This window comes from Kutzneria chonburiensis (genome assembly GCF_028622115.1).
GTDB lineage: Bacteria > Actinomycetota > Actinomycetes > Mycobacteriales > Pseudonocardiaceae > Kutzneria > Kutzneria chonburiensis.
The window spans coordinates 6,637,182-6,658,261 of record NZ_CP097263.1 but is presented as its reverse complement, the minus strand read 5'-3'; the positions used below and the strand labels follow the sequence as shown (position 1 = coordinate 6,658,261).

The 21,080-nt window shown below is 71.1% G+C and carries 18 protein-coding genes and 1 pseudogene; 9 read left to right on the top strand and 10 right to left on the bottom strand.

Going from position 1 to position 21,080, the window contains the following annotated elements; translation table 11 throughout:
- Positions 1–44 precede the first annotated feature (44 nt).
- Complete coding sequence (locus M3Q35_RS30355) at positions 45–437, bottom strand: DUF5319 domain-containing protein (RefSeq protein ID WP_273935984.1); 393 nt, start codon at positions 435–437, stop codon at positions 45–47.
- Between the two features lie 116 nt (positions 438–553).
- Between M3Q35_RS30355 and guaB the strand changes: the two genes are divergently transcribed.
- From guaB to M3Q35_RS30330, 5 genes are all read left to right on the top strand, one after another.
- Positions 554–2,062, top strand: coding sequence for an IMP dehydrogenase (gene guaB, locus M3Q35_RS30350; protein ID WP_273935983.1), 1,509 nt, complete (start codon positions 554–556; stop codon positions 2,060–2,062).
- 210 nt (positions 2,063–2,272) lie between these two features.
- Positions 2,273–3,403 carry a GuaB3 family IMP dehydrogenase-related protein gene (locus M3Q35_RS30345; protein ID WP_273935982.1) on the top strand — a complete coding sequence of 377 codons (1,131 nt, stop codon included), beginning with the start codon at positions 2,273–2,275 and terminating at the stop codon, positions 3,401–3,403.
- The gene (locus M3Q35_RS30340; RefSeq protein WP_273935981.1) at positions 3,400–3,900 is read left to right on the top strand and encodes a GNAT family N-acetyltransferase; all 501 of its coding nucleotides are present in this window, start codon (positions 3,400–3,402) and stop codon (positions 3,898–3,900) included. Before M3Q35_RS30345 ends, M3Q35_RS30340 begins: the two co-directional genes overlap by 4 nt.
- A 25-nt stretch (positions 3,901–3,925) precedes the next feature.
- Positions 3,926–5,617: a GMC family oxidoreductase gene (locus M3Q35_RS30335; protein WP_273935980.1), complete on the top strand. Its 1,692-nt coding sequence runs from the start codon at positions 3,926–3,928 to the stop codon at positions 5,615–5,617.
- 164 nt (positions 5,618–5,781) lie between these two features.
- Positions 5,782–7,302: an FAD-binding oxidoreductase gene (locus M3Q35_RS30330; protein ID WP_273935979.1), complete on the top strand. Its 1,521-nt coding sequence runs from the start codon at positions 5,782–5,784 to the stop codon at positions 7,300–7,302.
- A gap of 37 nt (positions 7,303–7,339) precedes the next feature.
- On the opposite strand, the gene M3Q35_RS30325 is transcribed toward M3Q35_RS30330, so the two are convergent.
- Both M3Q35_RS30325 and M3Q35_RS30320 read right to left on the bottom strand, forming a co-directional pair.
- Entirely contained in the window at positions 7,340–8,797 is a 1,458-nt protein-coding gene (locus M3Q35_RS30325) for an aldehyde dehydrogenase family protein (RefSeq protein ID WP_273935978.1), read from the bottom strand.
- 62 nt (positions 8,798–8,859) lie between these two features.
- On the bottom strand, positions 8,860–9,582 hold the full coding sequence (locus M3Q35_RS30320; protein ID WP_273935977.1) for a phosphotransferase: 723 nt from the start codon (positions 9,580–9,582) through the stop codon (positions 8,860–8,862).
- 47 nt (positions 9,583–9,629) lie between these two features.
- Between M3Q35_RS30320 and guaA the strand changes: the two genes are divergently transcribed.
- Positions 9,630–11,177 carry a glutamine-hydrolyzing GMP synthase gene (gene guaA / locus M3Q35_RS30315; RefSeq protein WP_273944513.1) on the top strand — a complete coding sequence of 516 codons (1,548 nt, stop codon included), beginning with the start codon at positions 9,630–9,632 and terminating at the stop codon, positions 11,175–11,177.
- 102 nt (positions 11,178–11,279) lie between these two features.
- Here the strand turns inward: guaA and M3Q35_RS30310 are convergent, their stop codons facing one another.
- A complete protein-coding gene (locus M3Q35_RS30310; RefSeq protein ID WP_273935976.1) occupies positions 11,280–11,483 on the bottom strand; it encodes a hypothetical protein in 204 nt (67 codons plus the stop codon).
- Positions 11,476–12,714: a PspC domain-containing protein gene (locus M3Q35_RS30305; protein WP_273935975.1), complete on the bottom strand. Its 1,239-nt coding sequence runs from the start codon at positions 12,712–12,714 to the stop codon at positions 11,476–11,478. Before M3Q35_RS30305 ends, M3Q35_RS30310 begins: the two co-directional genes overlap by 8 nt.
- Before the next feature lie 76 nt (positions 12,715–12,790).
- On the opposite strand from M3Q35_RS30305, the pseudogene M3Q35_RS30300 reads away from it, so the two are divergent.
- Both M3Q35_RS30300 and M3Q35_RS30295 read left to right on the top strand, forming a co-directional pair.
- Positions 12,791–14,130, top strand: a pseudogene (locus tag M3Q35_RS30300) (PspC domain-containing protein).
- The gene (locus M3Q35_RS30295) at positions 14,127–14,801 is read left to right on the top strand and encodes a response regulator (protein WP_273935974.1); all 675 of its coding nucleotides are present in this window, start codon (positions 14,127–14,129) and stop codon (positions 14,799–14,801) included. Before M3Q35_RS30300 ends, M3Q35_RS30295 begins: the two are co-directional and overlap by 4 nt.
- On the opposite strand, the gene M3Q35_RS30290 is transcribed toward M3Q35_RS30295, so the two are convergent.
- Positions 14,744–14,959 carry a hypothetical protein gene (locus M3Q35_RS30290; RefSeq protein WP_273935973.1) on the bottom strand — a complete coding sequence of 72 codons (216 nt, stop codon included), beginning with the start codon at positions 14,957–14,959 and terminating at the stop codon, positions 14,744–14,746. The genes M3Q35_RS30295 and M3Q35_RS30290 overlap by 58 nt on opposite strands.
- A gap of 57 nt (positions 14,960–15,016) precedes the next feature.
- Positions 15,017–15,934: a DMT family transporter gene (locus M3Q35_RS30285; protein WP_273935972.1), complete on the bottom strand. Its 918-nt coding sequence runs from the start codon at positions 15,932–15,934 to the stop codon at positions 15,017–15,019.
- A gap of 82 nt (positions 15,935–16,016) precedes the next feature.
- On the opposite strand from M3Q35_RS30285, the gene M3Q35_RS30280 reads away from it, so the two are divergent.
- Positions 16,017–16,928 carry a LysR family transcriptional regulator gene (locus tag M3Q35_RS30280; protein ID WP_273935971.1) on the top strand — a complete coding sequence of 304 codons (912 nt, stop codon included), beginning with the start codon at positions 16,017–16,019 and terminating at the stop codon, positions 16,926–16,928.
- A 62-nt stretch (positions 16,929–16,990) separates the two neighbouring features.
- On the opposite strand, the gene M3Q35_RS30275 is transcribed toward M3Q35_RS30280, so the two are convergent.
- From M3Q35_RS30275 to M3Q35_RS30265, 3 genes are all read right to left on the bottom strand, one after another.
- Positions 16,991–18,670, bottom strand: a complete 1,680-nt coding sequence (locus M3Q35_RS30275) for a serine/threonine-protein kinase (protein WP_273935970.1) — start codon at positions 18,668–18,670, stop codon at positions 16,991–16,993.
- Positions 18,671–18,876: 206 nt separating this feature from the next.
- Entirely contained in the window at positions 18,877–19,821 is a 945-nt protein-coding gene (locus M3Q35_RS30270) for a hypothetical protein (RefSeq protein WP_273935969.1), read from the bottom strand.
- Between the two features lie 397 nt (positions 19,822–20,218).
- Positions 20,219–21,007, bottom strand: a complete 789-nt coding sequence (locus M3Q35_RS30265; RefSeq protein ID WP_273935968.1) for a hypothetical protein — start codon at positions 21,005–21,007, stop codon at positions 20,219–20,221.
- Positions 21,008–21,080: the final 73 nt, after the last annotated feature.

The window sequence follows — 21,080 nt, the reverse complement described above, 5'->3', positions numbered from 1 at the left end:
GCGGGAGCCGCCCTTTGCATGTCACATGTGAGCTTGGTCGCAGCTCAGCGGGCGCTCTCTCGCTCGTTGACGCCGTCGGCGTAGCCCCGGCAGTACTCCCAGCTGACGTAGCAGGCCGGGTCCGGGTCGAAGGCCGGCTCGTGCGGGCGCATGTGGCCGTCGTGCAGCAGCTGCTCGAGGCTGGCCTGGAGAAGCGCCCAGTCGTGGTAGTGCGGCTCGTCGCAGTCGCCGCAGTCCACCACCACGCCGCGGACCCCGCGCGGGGCCAGCAGCGCCTGGTAGACGGCCAGGTCACTGAGGTCGTTGATCAGCTCGGCGCGTTCCTCCTCGCCGATCGGATCGTGCTCATGGTCGTGGTCGTCGGCATCGCGCAGCGCCCGAGCGGGGTCGTCGGGGTCGCCCGCGAAGGGGTCTGGAGGCAACGCGTCGTGCGGCACGACCCCGCACGGTACCGCGCCGAGCCGCCGATGGCTCCAGATACCATGGACAGAGGCGCTCCGCCTGCGAAAATCCACCCTTTGTAGTCAGTGCAGGAAGGCCAGAGGCCCGAATCATGACCGAGCTCACCGCTCAGGAAACGCCGTCGAAGTTCGCCCTGCTCGGGTTGACCTTCGACGACGTGCTGCTGCTGCCCGCCGAGTCCGACGTCATCCCGAGCCAGGTCGACACCTCGACCAAGCTTTCCCGCAACGTGACGCTGCGCATTCCACTGGTGTCCGCGGCCATGGACACCGTGACCGAGGCGCGGATGGCCATCGCCATGGCCCGCCAGGGCGGCATCGGCGTGCTGCACCGCAACCTGTCGATCGACGACCAGACCGCGCAGGCCGAGATGGTCAAGCGGTCCGAGGCCGGCATGGTCACCGACCCGATCACCTGCTCGCCCGAGGCCACGCTGGCCGAGGTGGACGCGCTGTGCGCGAAGTTCCGCATCTCGGGCGTGCCGGTGACCGAGCCGGACGGCAAGCTGATCGGCATCATCACCAACCGGGACATGCGGTTCGAGGTCGACCACCACCGCCCGGTGCGCGAGGTGATGACCAAGGGCCCGCTGGTCACCGCCCAGGTCGGCGTCTCGGCCGAGGCCGCGCTGGGCCTGCTGCGCCGGCACAAGATCGAGAAGCTGCCGATCGTGGACGGCAACGGCGTGCTGCGCGGCCTGATCACCGTGAAGGACTTCGTCAAGACGGAGCAGTACCCGAACGCCACCAAGGACCCGGACGGCCGGCTCATCTGCGGCGCCGCGGTCGGCGTCGGCGAGGACTCGTACGCCAGGGCCATGAGCCTGGCCGAGGCCGGCGTCGACGTGCTGATGGTGGACACCGCGCACGGGCATTCCCGCAGCGTGCTGGAGATGGTCGCGCGGCTGAAGAAGGACCTGGGCGACACCGTCGACATCGTCGGCGGCAACGTGGCCACCCGGGTCGGCGCGCAGGCCATGGTGGACGCGGGCGCGGACGGCGTGAAGGTCGGCGTCGGCCCCGGCTCGATCTGCACCACCCGCGTGGTCGCCGGCGTCGGCGTGCCCCAGATCAGCGCCATCTACGAGGCCGACCAGGCCTGCCGGCCGGCCGGCGTGCCGGTGATCGGCGACGGCGGCATCCAGTACTCCGGCGACATCGCCAAGGCCATCGCCGCCGGCGCCAGCGCGGTGATGATCGGCGGCCTGCTCGGCGGCACCGCCGAGGCCCCCGGTGACCTGATCCTCGTGAACGGCAAGCAGTTCAAGATCTACCGGGGCATGGGCTCGCTGGGCGCGATGCAGTCGCGGGGCCAGGCCAAGTCGTACTCCAAGGACCGCTACTTCCAGGACGACGTGCTCAACGAGGACAAGCTGGTCCCCGAGGGCATCGAGGGCCGGGTGCCGTTCCGCGGGCCGCTGTCCCAGGTCACCCACCAGCTGATCGGCGGGCTGCGGGCCGGCATGGGCTACACCGGCTCCAACACCGTCGCCGAGCTCCAGACCAAGCAGCTGGTGCGGATCACGGCGGCCGGTCTGAAGGAGTCGCACCCGCACGACATCACCATGACCGTGGAGGCACCGAACTACACGACTCGGTGACATGCCGCGCGTCCCGCGCGGGGCGAGGCCGCTCGTGACCGCTGCCTCGCCCTTGCTGAATTTTCGAACGCCGCATCGGCTCGGCGGTGGGTCGCGTCCGGTGGCGGCGATCGAAAACCCAGCAACCGTGCGAAGCACCGGCGCGGCCTCGCGGAACGGCGTGTGACCGGGTCACATATCCTGTGCCGGTTGCCTTGAGGAGGGATGGCCGTGCGGGATCTGGTCGAAATCGGGATGGGTCGCTCCGCGCGGCGGGCTTACGAGCTGGATGACGTCGAGATCATCCCGTCGCGGCGGACGCGGTCGTCCAAGGACGTGTCGACGGCGTGGCAGATCGACGCCTACCGCTTCGACATCCCGCTGATCACGCACCCGTCGGACGCGGTGGTCTCGCCGCGTACGGCGGTGGCGGTCGGCGAGCTGGGCGGGCTTGGCGTGATCAACGCCGAGGGCCTGTGGGCCCGGCACTCCGACGTCGAGGACGCCATGTTCCGGCTGACCAGGGCGGCCGAGGAGGACGACCCGCTGGCCGTCACCCGGCTGCTCCAGGAGCTGCACGCGGCGCCGATCCAGGCCGACCTGATCGCCGAGGCGATCAAGTCGGTGCGCGACTCCGGTGTGACGGTCGCGGTGCGGGTCAGCCCGCAGCGCGCCGCCGAGCTGACGCCTGACCTGCTGGCCGCCGGCGTGGAGATCCTCGTGCTGCAGGGCACGATCGTGTCGGCCGAGCACGTGGCCCGCGACGGCGAGCCGATCAACCTCAAGCAGTTCATCGCCGACCTGGACGTGCCGGTGATCGCCGGCGGCGTCGGCGACTACCGCACGGCCATGCACCTGATGCGCACCGGCGCGGCCGGCGTGATCGTCGGCTACGGCCACTCCAGCGGCGTCACCACCACCGACACGGTGTTGGGTATCGGCGTGCCGATGGCCACCGCCATCGCCGACGCGGCGGCGGCCCGCCGGGACTACCTCGACGAGACCGGCGGCCGGTACGTGCACGTGATCGCCGACGGCGGCGTGCACTCCAGCGGCGACATCGCCAAGTCCATCGCCTGCGGCGCCGACGCGGTGATGCTGGGCGAGCCGCTGTCGGCCGCCACCGAGGCGCCCGGCCAGGGCCTGTACTGGACCTCGGCCGCCGCGCACCCGTCCGTGCCGCGGTCGCGGGTGACCGTCGGCGCCGAGGCCGAGGTGGACCTGCGGACCCTGCTGTTCGGGCCGTCGGCCGACCCGGACGGCGCGGTCAACCTGTTCGGCGCGCTCAAGCGGGCGATGGCCAAGACCGGCTACTCCGACCTGAAGGAGTTCCAGAAGGTCGGCCTGACGGTGCGCGGATGACCGTCGCCGCGCGGGACGGCGTGGCGCTGGTCGAGCCGACCCAGGAGGACGTCGACTACATCCGCGAGCGGTACAACGGCGACTTCGAGCCGGACGAGGACGAGCCGCGGCACGACCTGATCACGGTGGCGATCCACCGGCTGCTCGTGGTCGACGTCGCCACCGGCGACCGGCTCGGCCTGGTCAGCTGGCATGCCGTGATGTACGGGCCGACGGTCGGCTGCTTGGCCTGGAACATCGGCATCGGGCTGCTGCCGTCCGCGCGTGGACGGGGCGTCGGCACGCTCTCGCAGCGGCTGCTGGTGGAACATCTGTTCGCCACCACGCCGTACGGGCGGATCGAGGCCGGCACCGATGCCGAGAACATCGCCGAGCAGAAGGCGTTGGCCAAGGCCGGCATGGTTCGCGAGGGCCTGATCCGCGGCGCGCATGTCCGTGACGGCGTGCGGCGGGACATGGTCATGTACAGCGTCTTGCGGACCGATCTGGTGTCGTAAGCCCGTTCGGCCTACCCTCGGCAGCATGGGCCTACTGACGAGTAGCAACGGTGCTTCCGTCGATTACGACGTCGTGGTGGTCGGTTCCGGCTTCGGCGGCAGCGTCGCCGCGCTGCGGCTGACCGAGAAGGGCTACAAGGTCGCCGTGCTGGAGGCGGGGCGGCGGTTCACCGACGAGGAGTTCGCCAAGACCTCGTGGGACCTGCGGCGCTTCCTGTGGGCGCCGGCGTTGGGCTGCTACGGGATCCAGCGCATCCACACCCTGCGCAACGTCATGGTGCTGGCCGGGGCCGGTGTCGGCGGCGGGTCGCTGGTCTACGCCAACACCCTGTACCGGCCGCTGCGGCCGTTCTTCGACGATCCCCAGTGGGCCCACATCACCGACTGGGAGGCCGAGCTCTCCCCGTTCTACGACCAGGCCAGCCGGATGCTCGGCGTGGTCACCAATCCCACGACCACGCCGTCCGACCGGGTCATGCAGCAGGTCGCCGCGGACATGGGCATCTCCGACACGTACCACCCGACCCCGGTCGGCGTGCACTTCGGCGAGCCCGGCAAGACCGTGCCCGACCCCTTCTTCGGCGGCGTCGGCCCGGCGCGCACGGGCTGCACCGAGTGCGGCTCCTGCATGACCGGTTGCCGGGTCGGGGCCAAGAACACCCTGGTCAAGAACTACCTGTACCTGGCCGAGCGGGCCGGGGCCCAGGTGCTGCCCATGACCACCGTGACCGGCCTTCGGGAGCTCGCCGACGGGACGTGGCGCGTCGACACCCGCCGGACCGGCGCTCGTTTCGGCGGCCGGTCGTCGATCACCGCCGGCCAGGTCGTGCTGGCCGCCGGCACCTGGGGCACGCAGAACCTCTTGCACCAGATGAAGGACTCCGGCGCCTTGCCGCGGCTGTCGTCCAAGTTGGGCGAGCTCACCCGTACCAATTCCGAGGCCATCATCGGCGCCGGACGGCTCAGCTACGACCCCGCCCAGGACTTCAGCCGCGGGGTGGCCATCACGTCGTCCATCCATCCCGACGCCACCACCCACATCGAGCCCGTTCGTTACGGCAAGGGCAGCAACGCCATGGGGCTGTTGCAGACCATCGCCACCGATGGCTCCCTGCCCACCGCCCGGTGGCTCCAGTTCCTCCGCTACGCCGTGCGGCATCCCGTGCTCACCGCTCGTTTGCTGTCCGTGCATCGTTGGAGCGAGCGGACCGTGATCTTGCTCGTGATGCAGAGCCTGGACAACTCCATCACCACGTACACGCGGCGGGGCAAGCTCACCTCCAAGCAGGGGCATGGCGAGCCCAACCCCACCTTCATCCCCGCCGGCCACCTGGCCAACCAGCTCGCCGCCAAGCACATCGGCGGCGTGCCCGGCGGCACCTGGGGGGAGCTGGCCAACATCCCCCTCACCGCCCACTTCATCGGCGGCTGCGCCATCGGCTCGTCCGCTGACGACGGCGTCATCGACCCGTACCACCGGGTCTTCGGCCATCCCGGTCTGTCCGTCGTGGACGGCGCCGCCATCTCCGCCAACCTCGGCGTCAACCCCTCCTTGACCATCACCGCCCAGGCCGAGCGGGCCTTCTCCCTCTGGCCCAACAAGGGCGAGCCCGACCAGCGCCCCACCGCCGGCGCCGACTACCGCCGCCTGACCCCCGTCGCCCCCAAGCACCCCGTCGTCCCCGCCGACGCCCCGGGAGCGCTGAGGCTGGGCTGAGCCCCCGTCTGTTGCCACATGCGCTTCCCATTTGACGCCTGGTGCCAAGTGGGAAGCGCATGTGGCACGTGAGCGGGCTCGGACGGCGGGGTGCGGCGATCGTTGTCAGACTCGGTGGCAACGTGGGCGGTTCCGACACGTCCTCGGGTCAGGAGGTGTCCAGGATGGCGATCGGTCGGCGGGCGTTCTTGCAGGCGGCGGGGCTGGGGGTGACGGCGGCCGCGGTGGCGGCGTGTGCGCCGGGCGGGTCGCCGGGGCCGGTGTCGTCGACGACGAGCGCGACGCCGACGACCACGACGCGGCCGCCGGCGGTGCCGGCGGACTGGAACAAGCTGCGGGGCCAGCTGGCGGGCAAGCTGGTGCTGCCGCAGGACGACGGGTACGCGACGGCGAAGCTGGCCTACAACCCGCTGTTCGACAGCCGGAACCCGGCGGCGGTGGCGCAGGTGGCGAATCCGAGCGACGTGCAGGCCTGCGTGGCCCAGGCGTACGCGTCGAGGATCCCGATCGCGGCCCGCAGCGGCGGCCACAGCTACACCGGATACTCCACTCCGGACAGTGGCCTGGTAGTAGACCTCGGCGCGATGAAGGACGTCCAGGTCGCGCCGGACGGCACGGCGACGATCGGGGCCGGCGCGAGGCTGATGGACGTGTACGCGGCGCTGGCGGACGCGGGGAGGTGCCTGCCGGCGGGATCGTGCCCGACGGTGGGCATCGGCGGCCTGACGCTGGGCGGCGGGGTCGGCGTGCTGACCACGAAGTACGGCCTGACCTGCGACAAGCTGGTGTCGGCGCAGATCGTCACCGGCGACGGCAAGCTGCGTACGGTGTCGAAGCAGCAGGAGCCGGACCTGTTCTGGGCGCTGCGCGGCGGGGGCGGCGGCAACTTCGGCATCGTCACGTCCTTCACCTTCCAGACCGAGGAAGCACCACAGCTGACGGTGTTCCAGCTCCAGTTCCCGGGCGGCTCGGTGGCCGACGTCCTGGGCGGCTGGCAGCAGTTCATCGGCAGCGCCCCGGACGAGCTGTGGACAACCATGGCGATCTCCGGCGGCAATCCGCCGACCTGCCACATCACCGGCTGCTTCGTCGGCACGCAGGGCGGCCTGACCCCGTTGCTGAACAACCTGATCTCGGCCACCGGCACCCAGCCGACCAACCGGTACTCGCTGTCCAAGTCCTATTTGGACGCGATGAAGTGGTTCGGCGGCTGCGCCTCGTACAGCAATGCCCAGTGCACGCCGAGTTGGAACGGAAACGGCGTGCTGAAAAGGGAATCGTTCACCGCGACCTCGCGCGTGCTGTCGAAGCCGTTGTCCGACACCGGAAAGTTCGCCGAGCTGATGACCGGCCGCAATGGCATGGACGTGCTGCTGGACAGCATCGGCGGCGCGGCGGCCAGGGTCGGCGCGACCGATACGGCCTTCCCGCACCGCGGCGCGCTGGCCACGGCCCAGATCTACCAGGGCTCGACCGCGGCCTCGGCCCGTACCGCGGTCAGCGAGGTCCGCGACAACCTGGGCTCGGTGATCGGCGACGGCGCGTACGTCAACTACATCGACCAGAGCCTGCCCGACTGGGGAACGGCCTACTACGGCCCGAACGTGGCCCGGCTGCGCAAGGTCGGCCAGCAGTACGACCCGGACGGCGTGCTGTCCTTCGCGCAATCGGTGACCAAGGCGTGAAAAGGGGCGTCCCAACGGGACGCCCCCTTCAGCAGACTCAGAACTTGACGTTGGTCAGCACCAGCACGCGCTCCTCGGTGAAGTCGGCCATGGCCGACTTCAGGCCCTCGCGGCCGAAGCCGGAGCCCTTCACGCCGCCGTACGGCATCTGGTCGGCCCGGTACGAGGGCACGTCGCCGACGATCAACCCGCCGACCTCGAGCTCAGAAGCGGCGCGGAAGGCCAGCTGGAGGTCGTGGGTGAACAGGCCGGCCTGGAGGCCGTAGGCGGAGTCGTTGACGGCGGCCAGCGCGGCGTCGGCACCGTCCACAACGGACACGGCCAGCACCGGCCCGAAGACCTCCTCGGCCCAGACCTTGCTGTCGTGCGGCACATTGGCCAGCACAGTGGGCTCGATCGTCGCCCCGGCCCGGTGCCCGCCGGCCAGCAACTCGGCGCCGCCCGACACGGCCTCGTCGACCCAGGCGGCCACGCGCTCGGCGGCAGCGGTGTCGACCAGCGGGCCGACCTCGACGTCCGGGTCGTGCGGGTCGCCGGTTATCAGGTCGCGGACGCTGGCCACCAGCCGCGGCACGAACTCCTCGGCCACCGCGGCATCCACGATCACCCGCTGCACGGCGATGCAGGACTGGCCGGCCTGGTAGTTGGCGAACAGCGCGATGCGCTGGGCCGCGAAGTCCAGGTCCGCCTCGGAGTTCCAGTCCCCGGCGACCACGGCCGCGGCATTGCCGCCGAGCTCGAGCACGACGTGCTTGCGCGGCACCGAGTCCATGATCGACCAGCCGACCGGGCCCGAGCCGGTGAACGACACCACCGGCAGCCGCGGGTCCTTGACCAGCGCGATGGTCTCCTCGTTGCCCACCGGCAGCACGGAGAACGCGCCCTCGGGCAGGTCGGTCTCGGCCAGGATCTCGCCCAGGATCAGCGCCGACAGCGGGGTGCGCGGCGCGGGCTTGACGATGATCGGCGAGCCGACCGCCAGCGCCGGCGCGACCTTGTGTGCCACCAGGTTGAGCGGGAAGTTGAACGGGGCGATGCCCAGCACCGGGCCCCGCGACACCCGCCGGACCAGGGCCAGCCGGCCCTCGGCCGCCGGGTCGGTGTCCAGCCGCTGCATCTCGCCGGTGAACCGGCGGGCCTCCTCGGCGGCGAAGCGGAACGTGGAGATGGCCCGGTTGACCTCGCCGTCGGCCCACTTCAGCGGCTTGCCGTTCTCGGCTGTGATCACCTCCGCGATCTCCTCGCGCCGGGCCGCCAGCTGCTCCGACACGTGCATCAGGGCCCCGGCCCGCAGGTGGGCCGGCGACGAGCGGAACTTCACGGCCACGTCGGCGGCGGCCTGCACGGCTCGTTCCACCTGGTCGGGGCCGGGCACGGCGACGGAGGCGACCTCGGTGCCGTCGTACGGGTGGCGAACCAGCAGCTCGGACGCGCCCTGCTCGGCGTGGCCGGCGATCCAGCTGGGGCGGGGCTTGGCCTCGATCGCGTCTTCCATGACCACACGATATGACCACCACGGCCCGTCACGCCGGTGGCCATCAGGTACAACGACCCAGGTCAACCGGTACAGATTGTCCTATGCAGGTCGGGCACCCGAGCAGCGTGTTCCCGATACATCGTGTTGTGCGCTTCTGCACGCTGCGTGACGAACCGGGGATCCTGCTCCACCTGCTCGGCCATCCGGATCAGATACCCCGGCAGGTTGTCGGCCACGCCCCGGCGAGTGGCCGGCGAAGCGTCGTAGGCGTCGCAGAACAGGGCCGCGGCGCGCAGCTGCACGGCGACCGGCCGGTCCAGGTCCATCAGGGCGAAGCGGTACACGCCGTAGGCCACGTCGTACCAGCGCGGGGCCGGCCGGGCCCAGTCGAAGTCGATCATCCCGATCGCGGCGTCGCCCTCGAAGACCAGGTTGTACTGGGCGAAGTCGCCGTGACAGAGCACTTCGGCCGGCTCGATGGCCGGGCACTGCCAGCCGCTGCCGGCCACGAAACCGGCCGTCGCGTCGTGATAGCGCCGCAGGAGACGGGCTGAGCTGATCACCGCCTCGTCGGTCATGGGGAAGTGGTGACCAACTTCACCTGGGAGGAAAGACAGCACCTCGCGGCCTTTCAGGTCGAACCCGAAAGGGATCGGGGCGGCAGTGAAACCGGCCTCGGAAACGTGGCGCAGCAAGGCATGCACGCGGGTCGACCACGGACCGGACGGCCGGTGCACGCGACCGTCGATCAACCACACCGTGTTCAGACCGCCGCGCAGCTCCACCCGGTGCACGCTAGCCACGGCCGGAACTGGGAAGATAGCGAATATCCCCGCTACCAGGAGGTCCGCTGACCGTGAGCCGACCCGTGCTCGTCGTCGACTTCGGCGCGCAGTACGCCCAGCTGATCGCGCGCCGGGTGCGCGAGGCGCAGGTGTACTCCGAGGTCGTTCCGCACACCGCGACCGTCGCCGAACTCGTGGCCAAGGACCCGGTGGCCATCGTGCTGTCCGGCGGCCCGTCCAGCGTGTACGCCGACAACGCGCCGCAGGTGGACCCGGCCCTGTTCGAGCAGGGCATCCCGGTCTTCGGCATCTGCTACGGCTTCCAGGCGATGGCCCAGGCCCTCGGCGGCGTGGTCGCGCACACGGGGGCCCGTGAGTACGGCCGCACCGAGCTGGCGGCCGACGGCGGCGTGCTGCACGAGGACCTGCCGGCCCGCCACCCGGTGTGGATGAGCCACGGCGACAGCGTCACCAAGGCCCCGGAGGGCTTCACGGTGACGGCCAGCAGCGAAGGCGCGCCGGTGGCCGGCTTCGAGAGCGTGGCCAAGCGCTTCGCCGGCGTGCAGTACCACCCGGAGGTCGGGCACTCCCCGCACGGCCAGGAGGTGCTGCGCCGGTTCCTGCACGACATAGCGGGTATCCGTCCGCAGTGGACAACCGCGTCCATCGTGGACGAGCAGGTCACCCGGATCCGTGAGCAGGTCGGTGACGGCCGGGCCATCTGCGGCCTGTCCGGCGGCGTGGACTCGGCGGTGGCGGCGGCGCTGGTGCAGCGGGCCATCGGCGACCGGCTGACCTGTGTGTTCGTCGACCACGGCCTGCTGCGGGCGGGCGAGCGCACGCAGGTGGAGCGGGACTTCGTCGCGGCAACCGGGGTCAACCTGGTCACCGTGGACGCGCGCGAGCGGTTCCTGAGCGCGCTGGCCGGCGTCAGCGACCCGGAGCAGAAGCGCAAGATCATCGGCCGCGAGTTCATCCGCGTCTTCGAGCAGGCCGCGCAGGACCTCCAGGACAAGGAGCAGTACGACTTCCTGGTGCAGGGCACGCTCTACCCGGACGTGGTGGAGTCGGGCGGCGGCGCCGGCACGGCCAACATCAAGAGCCACCACAACGTGGGCGGCCTGCCCGAGGACCTCCAGTTCAAGCTGGTCGAGCCGCTGCGGGCGCTGTTCAAGGACGAGGTGCGCCGGGTCGGCCTGGAGCTGGGCCTGCCGGAGACGATCGTGCACCGGCAGCCGTTCCCCGGCCCCGGCCTTGGCATCCGCATCATCGGCGAGGTGACGGCCGAGCGGCTGGAGATCCTGCGCCAGGCCGACGCGATCGCCCGCGAGGAGCTCACCTCGGCCGGTCTGGACCGCGACATCTGGCAGTGCCCGGTGGTGCTGCTGGCCGACGTGCGCAGCGTTGGCGTGCAGGGCGACGGGCGCACCTACGGCCACCCGGTGGTGCTGCGGCCGGTGTCCAGCGAGGACGCCATGACGGCGGACTGGACCCGCCTTCCCTACGACGTGCTGGAGCGCATCTCCACCCGGATCACCAACGAGGTGGCCGAGGTGAACCGGGTCGTGCTCGACGTGACGAGCAAGCCGCCGGGCACCATCGAGTGGGAATGACCTGATGCAGGGAAGGACGCCTTACCTGCATCCGACGCAGGTAAGGCGTCCTTCCCTGCATGAAGAAGGCCCCCGCCTCGGCAACGGCGGGGGCCTTTCTCCTTACTTGCGGGCGGATGGTCTGACTGTCCACATGAGAATCAGCAGTCCGACCAGGATGGCCCCGCCTGCGACCAGTCCGGTCACGCCGAACGGCAGGTCGGACATGGAGCCGTCGGACAGCGCGTAGGCCATGGCGAACAGGCCGCCGATGCCGAACAGCAGGGTCACCAGCCGGGGACCGCCCCGGCGCTCCAGGTCAGCCACGGACGACCTCCACATCTCCGGCGCCGGCGTGCACCTCGAGCTGGAGGGTGCCGGCCGCGTTGGGCACGTTGTCCACCTGGTGCAGGGTGATGTCGCGCCAGTTCTGGCTCACGTTCAGGCAGCGCACGTCGCCGACGTCGGCGGTGCAGGTGACGTCCACGTTCACGTTGGCCGGCACGATCACCCGTGCCTCGCCGGCGTCCACGCTGACCGAGGTCCGCGCGGGCTTCTCCTTGTCGAACTTGAAGTTCGTGAGGTCCAGCCGCACGTCGCCGAACGAGCGGTTGTAGCTGGCGGCCAGCGTGTCGGTGGGGTTGGCCCGCAGGTCGCCGAAGCCGGCGGTGCCGCCGTTGGGCGCGTTGGTCAGCACCACCGCGGCCACACCGACCAGCACGGTCGGCACGACCAGGCCGCGGCCGCCGCGCACGAACGCGCCGACCACCAGCCCGCCGGCCAGCACGCCGGTCACGATGCCCAGGATGTGCGGCAGGCTCAGCCAGCTCGCGCCCAGCGCGGCCTTGAAGATCAGCAGCGCCGCGGCGGTCAGCACGGCCAGTCCCATGGTCACGCCGCCGACGGCCGAGCGCGGTGCACGCGGTCGCCGCATGACGGTCGTGTCGTCGTCATCGGTGGTGGCGACCTGGGTGGTCACCGGCGCGTTCGGGTCGTGCAGGTCCCACAGCAGCGGGGACGCGCCCAGCGGGTCCCACTCGGCCGTGGCAGTGGCACCAGGCGGGTAGCTCGGTGCGGTCATCGGTCCCCCTGACGTCATGGTCGGCGCACCGGGCACACCCAAGTCGGCCCGGTTGCGGTGCAACAGGAACAGCCCGCCCAGCAGCGCGGCGGCGGCGAGCACGCCGCTGAAGAAGCCGAACTGCCCGTTCCACAGCCAGGCGACGGCCGGGAAGCACAGCACGCCCAGCAGCACGGTGAAGGCGTGCGAGACGGAGCTGCGGCCGCGGCCGATCAGCGACTCGATCGCCGACACCTCGTCGTTGTCCTCGGCGAAGGCCAGCCAGCCCAGCAGGTAGAACAGCACGCCCGCCCCGCCGTACACGGTGGTGACGACCAGTGCCACCCGCACGATCACCGGGTCGATGCCGTAACGCCGCCCGATGCCGGCCGCGACACCGGCCACCATCCGGCCCTGTCGCGGACGCCTCGGCCGGGTGGCCCAGAAGTCGGCGACCATGGCCTCGATGTTGATCCCGGAGTGCTTGGTCGTGTTCACGGTGACGAGCATGCGGCCTGACCGGTGGCCGCGACATCCGGGAGCCCCCTGAATCAAACCCCGGGGCTCGTCCCTGATGGCTGGCGGTACCCGTGCGTGTGACCATCTTGGGGTGAGTTCGCAGCTGGTCGAGGAAGAGAAGGCGACACCGGAGGTGTTCGCCGGTCGCCGGCTGCACCGCAGCGGGTCGCACAAGATCGCCGGCGGGGTCGCCGGCGGTCTGGCCGAGCATCTGAACGTGCCGGTGCTGTGGGTGCGCGCCGCGTTCACGGTGCTGACCGCGATCGGCTACATCGGCCCGCTGGCCTATGTGCTGCTCTGGATGTTCGCCGGCCAGGCGCCGCCGGAGGAGAAGGAACCCGAGGCGGACGCCAAGGAACGCCAGCAGGGCATCGCGCTGCTGGCCCTCGGCGTCGGCCTTTTCATCGTGATCTCGCTGCTCAGCGGCTCACTGACCAGCTGGTTCATCGTGCCGATCACGGTGGGCATCGGCGGCGCGGCGCTGGTCTGGCGGGAGGCCGACGAGGCGCAGCGGCGCAAGTGGCGGGATGGCGCGAAGACCGGCGTCTCCGGCTTCCTCGGCGGCAGCAGCACCCAGGCCCGGGTACGGCTGCTGGTCGGCGTGCTGCTGGTGTGCGGCGGCATCGGGCTGTTCCTGTTCCAGCAGGTCTCGCCGACGCTGGTGCCGGCGGTGGTGATCGCCATCCTGGCCACGCTGGTCGGCGTCGGCGTCATCACGGTGCCGTGGTGGCTGCGCCTGATCCGCGACCTCGACGACGAGCGCAGCGCCCGCATCCGTGACCAGGAGCGCGAGGAGATCGCCGCGCACCTGCACGACTCCGTGCTGCAAACGCTTGCGCTGATCCAGAAGCAGGCCGAGAACCCGCGCGAGGTGATCAAGCTGGCCCGCGGCCAGGAGCGGCAGCTGCGGACCTGGCTGTACGGGCCGACCGGCTACGGGCGGGGCCGGGCGCAGGCGGCCGAGGCCAACGAGGCGGCGGACGTGCCGCCCAGCTACGGCACCCTGCACGAGGCCATCGCGGTGGCCTGCGGCGAGGTCGAGGACACCTTCGACGTGACCGTGGAGCAGGTCGTCGTCGGCGACTGCCCGATGGACGTCCGGCTGACCGCGCTGGTGCAGGCGGCCCGGGAGGCGATCGTCAACTCGGCCAAGCACTCCGGCGTCGGCGAGGTCAGCGTGTACGCCGAGATCGAGCCGGACACCGTCACGGTGTTCGTGCGCGACCGCGGCAAGGGCTTCGATCCCGACAAGGTGCCCGAGGACCGGCACGGTCTGGCCGACTCGATCCGGGGCAGAATGGACCGGCACGGCGGCAAGCTCCGGCTGCGCACGTCACCGGGGAAGGCACCGAGGTGCAGCTGGAGATGCCCCGCAAGAAGGAGGCCAAGGCATGACCACGCCGGAGCAGGACCGCAAGCCGGTACGCGTGTTCCTCGTCGACGACCACGCGCTGTTCCGGGCCGGGGTACGGGCCGAGCTGGCAGCGCACGGCGACGACGTCGAGGTGGTCGGCGAGGCCGGGTCGGTGGGCGAGGCCGTGGCCGGCATCGAGCACCACCACCCGGACGTCGTGCTGCTGGACGTGCACATGCCCGACGGCGGCGGGGCCGAGGTGCTGCGCCAGGTCCGGCCGGCCAACCCGGCCGTGGTGTTCCTGGCCCTCTCGGTGTCCGACGCGGCCGAGGACGTCATCGCCGTCATCCGCGGCGGGGCCCGTGGCTACGTCACCAAGACCATCTCCAGCCAGGAGCTGGCCCGGTCGGTGCGCCGGGTGTCCGAGGGCGACGCGGTGTTCTCGCCGCGGCTGGCCGGTTTCGTGCTGGACGCCTTCTCCGAGCGGCCGGGGGCCGCGCCCATCGCCGACCCCGAGCTGGACCTGCTCACCCCGCGCGAGCGCGAGGTGCTGCGGCTGCTGGCCCGTGGCTACGCGTACAAGGAGATCGCCTCGGAGCTGTTCATCTCCGTGAAGACGGTGGAGACCCACGTCTCCAGCGTGCTGCGCAAGACTCAGCTGTCCAACAGGTACGAGCTGTCCCGCTGGGCCACCGACCGCCGCTTGGTGTGACGGCCGTAGTTCTCCAGCTCCAGCTCGAGCGTGTCGATCACGTGCGCCACGGTGTGCGTGCCCTCCGGACCGCCGCCGCTGTGCACGCCCTTACGCGGATGCCAGAACACGGCTAGACCCGCCACGGCCGATGACCCGATGACCACTGCCCACAACATGCCCCACGCTCCCCGAATCCGTCCCATCCCAGCCAACGGATCCGGGGAGCGCCTGGTTCAAACGGTCTCGGGCTCGAGTTCCTTGATCGGCGCCGACGTGACAACTTTGGCCTTGCGCTTGGTCAGGCCCACGCCGACCAGCACGATCACCATGCCCAGCCCCTCGCGCACGGTCAGCGCCTCGTGCAGGAAGACCACGCCGAGCAGCACGGAGACCACCGGCAGCAGGTAGGCGACCATGGAGGCGGCGGTCGGGCCCTCCTTGGCGATCTGCGCGTGCTGGATCAGGAACGCGAAGCCGGTGCCGAACACGCCGAGCACGACCACTGCGAGCAACGCCGGCACGTCCCAGCGGATCGGCTGGAGCCCGTCGAAGGGCAGCACGAAGGCGGCCATCACGGTGGCGGTCAGCATCTGGGCGGCGGCCAGCCCGCCCGGGGCGACGCCCTTGTTGGCCAGGAACCGGCCGGCGTAGACCACACCGACGCCGTAGCTGGCCGCAGCGACCAGGCAGATCGCCGCGCCGCCGAGGTTGATGCCGGTGGCCTGCCACGGCGAGAAGATCAGCAGCACGCCGGCGAAGCCCACCACCAGGCCGGCGACCGTGTTGAGGCTGATCCGCCGCACGCCGCCGAACAGCAGCGTGCACGGCACCGCCCACAGCGGCGTGGTCGAGTTGATGACGCCGGTCAGCCCTGAGTCGACGGTCTGCTCGCCGATGGCGAACAGCGTGAACGGCAGCACGTTGGCGAAGAACACGTAGACCACGAGGTGGCCCCACATGCGGCCGCTGCTGGGCAGCGCGGTGCGGCGGAACAGCGCGATCGCGCCGAGCACGAGCGCGCCGAGGGCGACGCGGGCGAACACCATCTGGCCGGGGGAGAGGGCGTCCAGGCCGAGCTTGATCCACAGGAAGCTCGAGCCCCAGATCAGGGCCAGCGATAACAGGCGGAAGAGGCTTGCCGGAGTCGTCACGAGCACAAGCTTGCGGGAGGCGAAGCATCAGGACAAGTGAAATAAACTTCAGAACGTTTAAGGCGAGCTGTATGGTTGGCCCATGCTCGACGTGCGCAGGATGCAGGTGCTGCGGGCCGTGGTGACCAGCGGGTCCATCACCGCGGCCGCGACCAACCTCGGCTACACGCCGTCCGCGATCAGCCAGCAGATCTCCGTGCTGGAACGCGAGGCCGGCCTGCCGCTGCTGGAGAAGGTCGGCCGCGGCGTGCGGCCGACCGCGGCCGGCAAACTGCTCACCGACCACGCCGGCACCATCGCCGAGAACCTGGCCGAGGCCGAGCGCGCGCTGGCCGACCTGCGCGCCGGCCGCACTGGGCGGCTACGGGTGCGCTACTTCTACACGGCTGGCGCGGCCCTTGTGCCGCAAGCGGTCGCCGAGTTCCGCAAGCTGCATCCGGACGTGCAGCTGGACCTGGCCAACGTGGAGCCGCAGGACCCGATCCACGAGGCCGCGGCCGGCCGGGCCGATGTGTCCATTGTGGTCGTCACCGAGGAGAAGCTGCCGCAGCTGACCGGAATTCAGCTCGTGCACCTGCTCGACGACCCGTACTCGGCCGTGCTGCCCGAGCGGCATCCCTTGGCCGACAAGGACGTTCTCGACCTGGCCGACCTGGCCGGCGAGCCGTGGGTCGACAACGAGTACTACTCGGAGAGCTGGACCTGCCGGCAGATCCTGTTGGACGCCTGCGCCTGCGCCGGCTTCAGCCCGAGTTTCGCCTTGCAGTGCAACGACTATCAGACCGCGCAGGGCTTCGTCGCGGCCGGACTCGGGGTCAGCATGGTGCCGCGGCTGGGGCTGGGCACCGTGGTGCCGGGCTCGGTGGTCCGGCCGGTCCGCAAACCCCAGCCGGTCCGGCGCATCTACGCCGCCGTGCCCGAGTTCACCGCCGACCAGCCCGCCACCGCCACCCTGCTCCGCTGCCTCAAGACCGCCGCGGCCCAGCGGACCTGATGCAGGGAAGGACGCCTTACCTGCGTCCAATGCAGGTAAGGCGTCCTTCCCTGCATTGGGGATTAGTTCGGTAGGGGCTGCTTGGACTGGCTGTCGATGAGCAGGGAGCCGTCCTGCTGCACCAGCGTGAAGACGTCGGCCTCCTTGCTGGTGGAGCCGTCCTTGTTCTTGTACGTGACGACCGCGCTGACCTGGTTCTTGCCGACCGCGGTCACCTTGGTCGCCTTCACCTCGTCGACGGTGTCCCAGTACTGCTTGTAGCCGTCGGCGCCGCCGGACGCCTGCTGCATGTTCGGCGTGAGGTGCTGGAACGCCTCGGCCGAGTTGTCCGGCAGCAGCTGGTAGTAGCCCTGCACGAAGTGCACCAGATCCGTTGCCGACGGACCGCTTGACATGGTCGTGGTGGTCGTCGTCGTGGTGGTCGTGGTGGTGGTCGACTTCTGCGTCGAGGTCGGCGCCGTGGTCAGCTGCGACGGCTGGGTGTCCGTGGTCTGCGCCGGCACCTGAGGCGGGTTCTGGCCCGTGTCGGCCCGGCTGTTGCCGCCGCCGGCGAGGGCATTGGCCACCAGGATGCCGACCACCGCCGCGGCGACCACGGCCAGCGCGGCCAGCACGATCGGGCGCTTGCTGGACTTGCGGGGCGTTGGCGGCATGGACTGCTCGCCCGGTCTGAGACCGGGCGGCCGGGTGTTCGGGCCGGAGCCGGTCATGGTGCCCATCGGGCCGCCGGCGACCCGGGTGGGCTGCGGCCGGTCGAACGGACGGGCGTCGAGGCGGGTCGGGCCGGGACCCATCGGGGCCGCACCCATCGGCGCGGCGCCGACCGGCGGCGCGATCTGCCGGGTGGTGCCCGGGGCCGGCGGCGGGTTGACCCGCCACGTCGGCGCGCCCGGCGAGGCCAGCAGCGCGTTGGGCACGGGACGACCGTTGGCGACCGCGGACAGGCCCTCGTGGGCCTGGCGCATGGTCGGGCGTTCCTTGGGATCGGCGGCCAGCAGGCGCATCAGCAGCGCGTGCAGCGGGCCGGCCTGCCGCGGCGGGTTGACCACGCCGGCGGCGACCAGGTGCAGCAGGGCCAGCGTGTTCTCGTTCAGACCGAACGGCGGCTCGCCCTCGACCGCGGCGTACACCGTGGAGCCGAGCGAGAACACGTCCGACGGCGGCCCGGGGTCGTAGCCCTTGGCCACCTCGGGCGCGAGGTAGGCGGGAGTGCCGGCGAGCATGCCGGTGGCCGTCACGGTCACGTCGCCGGTGGCCCGGGAGATGCCGAAGTCGGTGATCTTCACCGTGCCGTCGTTGCCGATCAGGATGTTGCCCGGCTTGATGTCCCGGTGCACGATGCCGGCGGCGTGCGCGGCGTCCAGCGCCATCGCCGCCTGGGCCAGCACGCGGGCCGTCTCCTGGGGCGGCATGGTGCCCCGCTCGGCCAGGATGGCCGACAGGCTCCTCGACGGCAGGTACTCCATGATCAGCCAGGGATTGCCGTCTTCCTCGGCCACGTCGTACACCGCGATGGCGTGCGGGTGCTGCAGCCGCGCGGCGATCCGGCCCTCGCGCATCGCCCGCTGCTTGGCCTCGTGCGACTCGGCCGCGCTCATGCTGCTGTTGAGCAGCAGCTGCTTGACCGCGACCGTGCGGTGCAGCCGCTCGTCACGTGCGGTCCACACCACGCCCATCGCGCCGCTGCCGATCCGGTTGGTCAACCGGTACCGGCCAGCGACCAGACGACCGTCGTCAGTCACGGGTGCAGTCTCTCCTCGGTGCGCTGGTCGGCGGCTGGCGTGCGCGGCCCGCCGTCCATCCGGCAGGACAGGTACCCAGGTTAGGGGGTGACCCTGTCAGTCCCCGGTCAATCCGACCGTGCGCTGTGACACGCCACTCAACTCGTCAGCCAGTATTCCACGGCTTCCGCGACGGCCACCCGTGTGGAGCAACTGCCTCTGTCCGGTCAGCCGAGCAGGCCCGTGATCGGGTCGAGCAGGCCGTTGAGGAGGCCCTTGTCCTCGGTGGTGCTGGCCGGCGGCGTGCTGTTGCCGTGGCTGCCGCCGGTGGCCGCGCTGTTGCTCGACGAGGTGGGCGGCGGGTTGTTCGGCGTCTGCGACGGCGAGGTGGTGTTCGGGCTCGTCGGGTCGGTCGACGTGCTGCTCGACGGCGGGTTGGTCGTCGTGGTCGGCGGCGTCGACGAGGACGAGTTCTGCTGGGCCTGCTGGCTGGCCGTCACGTACGGGGCGACGCGCGGCTTGGGCGCCTGCTTGTCGGTCGACGTGCCGGCGGTGCCGTTGTCCGGGGTGACCTGCTCGGTGCCGCGGGGCGCCAGCGGGGCGTCGAGGGCCTGGCCGTGCGGCCGGCCGCCGCCGTCGACCACGGTCAGCGGGACGCCGCTGCCGTTGGCCGTGTTCTGGTTGTTGTCCGCCTGCTGCACGTGGACGATGCTCGCGGCCACGGCGCCGCACAGGGCGGCCACGCCGGCCGCCGCGGCGGCGATCTTCGGGGCCTGCTTGCGGCGCTGCTCGCGGGGCAGCTTGCCCTCGCGGCGCAGCAGCTCGCGGATGTAGATCTCGCGGCTGGGGGTGTCGTCACAGCTCGGCGTCTGCACGGTGGGCGCCTCGGCCGCGGCCCGCTCGGCGGCGGCGCGCTCGGCGTCCATCTTGGCCACGTCGATCGGCGCGAGCAGCGTCTGCTCCTCCGGCGCGTGCGGGTTGTCCAGCACCGGCATCGGGAACTGGTCGGTGTCCGCGTTCACCCCGACGAACGGCCGCACGTCCTCGGCCCGGTCCTCGACGTAGTCGTAGGCCTCGGAATAACCGGTGGCCGGGTACGCCTCGTCGGGGTAGTAGTCGTCCTGCACCGCCGGGATGACGTCCGTGGTCTCGCAGGGGAGGGCTCCTCCCACGCCTGCATTGCCGGGAACTGCTCGCCGCGATGGCGAGCGAGGAGCTCGGAAACGGGGATCTGCCGGGTGGCCGTGGTCGTGCCCACCCGTGATGAGTCCTCGTACACCGTCGCGTCACCTCTCCGTCGGATCACTGACCGTGGTTTTGATACCGGATCAGAGGAGAGGCGTCACCAGTTTGGGTTAGAAGGCATGCAGATTTGAGCTACTTAGTGCAGCCTTGATCGGCCGAACGGCCTAACGGTATGCCGGCGGTTGCCGTTTCGATGCCCAGCTGTGACCTCCGGCGTGAAACGTCGGGAATACCCGTGCGTACGCCGGTGCGTCGCAGTGGATCGGTCGGCCGGATCGCCTGCCGCCGTTCGCCGCAACCGGAGCGGTCCGGTCAGCCGCTCGGTCAGCCCCGTACGGCCGACAGCACCTGGGCGTTGACGATCTTGGGCTGGTTGCCGCCGTCCACCTTGAGCAGCTGTTCCACGTGCAGCCAGCTGCCGTCGGACTGCTGGATGCCGATCACGCCGAGCACCGTGTTGTCGGTCATCGCCTCGACCCGCTCCGGCCGGACGGCCCGCACCGTCGACCAGGACCGGATGAATCCGGTCGGGTCCAGCTCGGCCAGCGAGCCGCCGATCATGGCCAGCGCGTCCCGCGGGTTCTGCGCCACTGTGTTGTAGAAGTCGCGCACCACGTCCACCGGGTCGGCCGGGGCGTTGGCCGTCAGCGCCCGCGGGGTGCCTGCGGCGGTCGGCGTGCTGGTCGTGGTGGACGGGCTGGTGGTCGTCGTGGCGGCGCTGAGCGGCTCGGCGTCGGTCGTCTTGCCGGCCAGCTCGGTGGCCAGCACGTCGGGGCGCAGGGCGTCGACCCCGGTCAAGGCCTCCGGCTGCGGCGAGGCCACCACCGCGGCCTTGGCCGGCCGCGGGTCGCTGGTGATCATGGACGCCGCGGCCACGGTGCCGGCCAGGGTGATCGCCCCGACCAGCAGGCCGAGCACCTTCAGCGCCGGGCTGGTGCGTGGGTCGCTGTCGTCCGGCAGGCCCTTGCCGCCCAGCAGATCGCCGAGCAGGCCGTCGGTGGCCGCCTCCTCCGGCGTCGGGATGCGCACGGAGCCCGGCTGCCGCCGGATCAGGTCGGCCACGCTGACCGAGCCACCACGACTGTGCCGCCTGCCGCCAGCAGGACGCTCCACGGGCGTTCTCCTCGCCAGTGTCGTTCAACCGATGGGTACCGGAGCACTCGTACCGGGGTCGACCAGGTCGAGG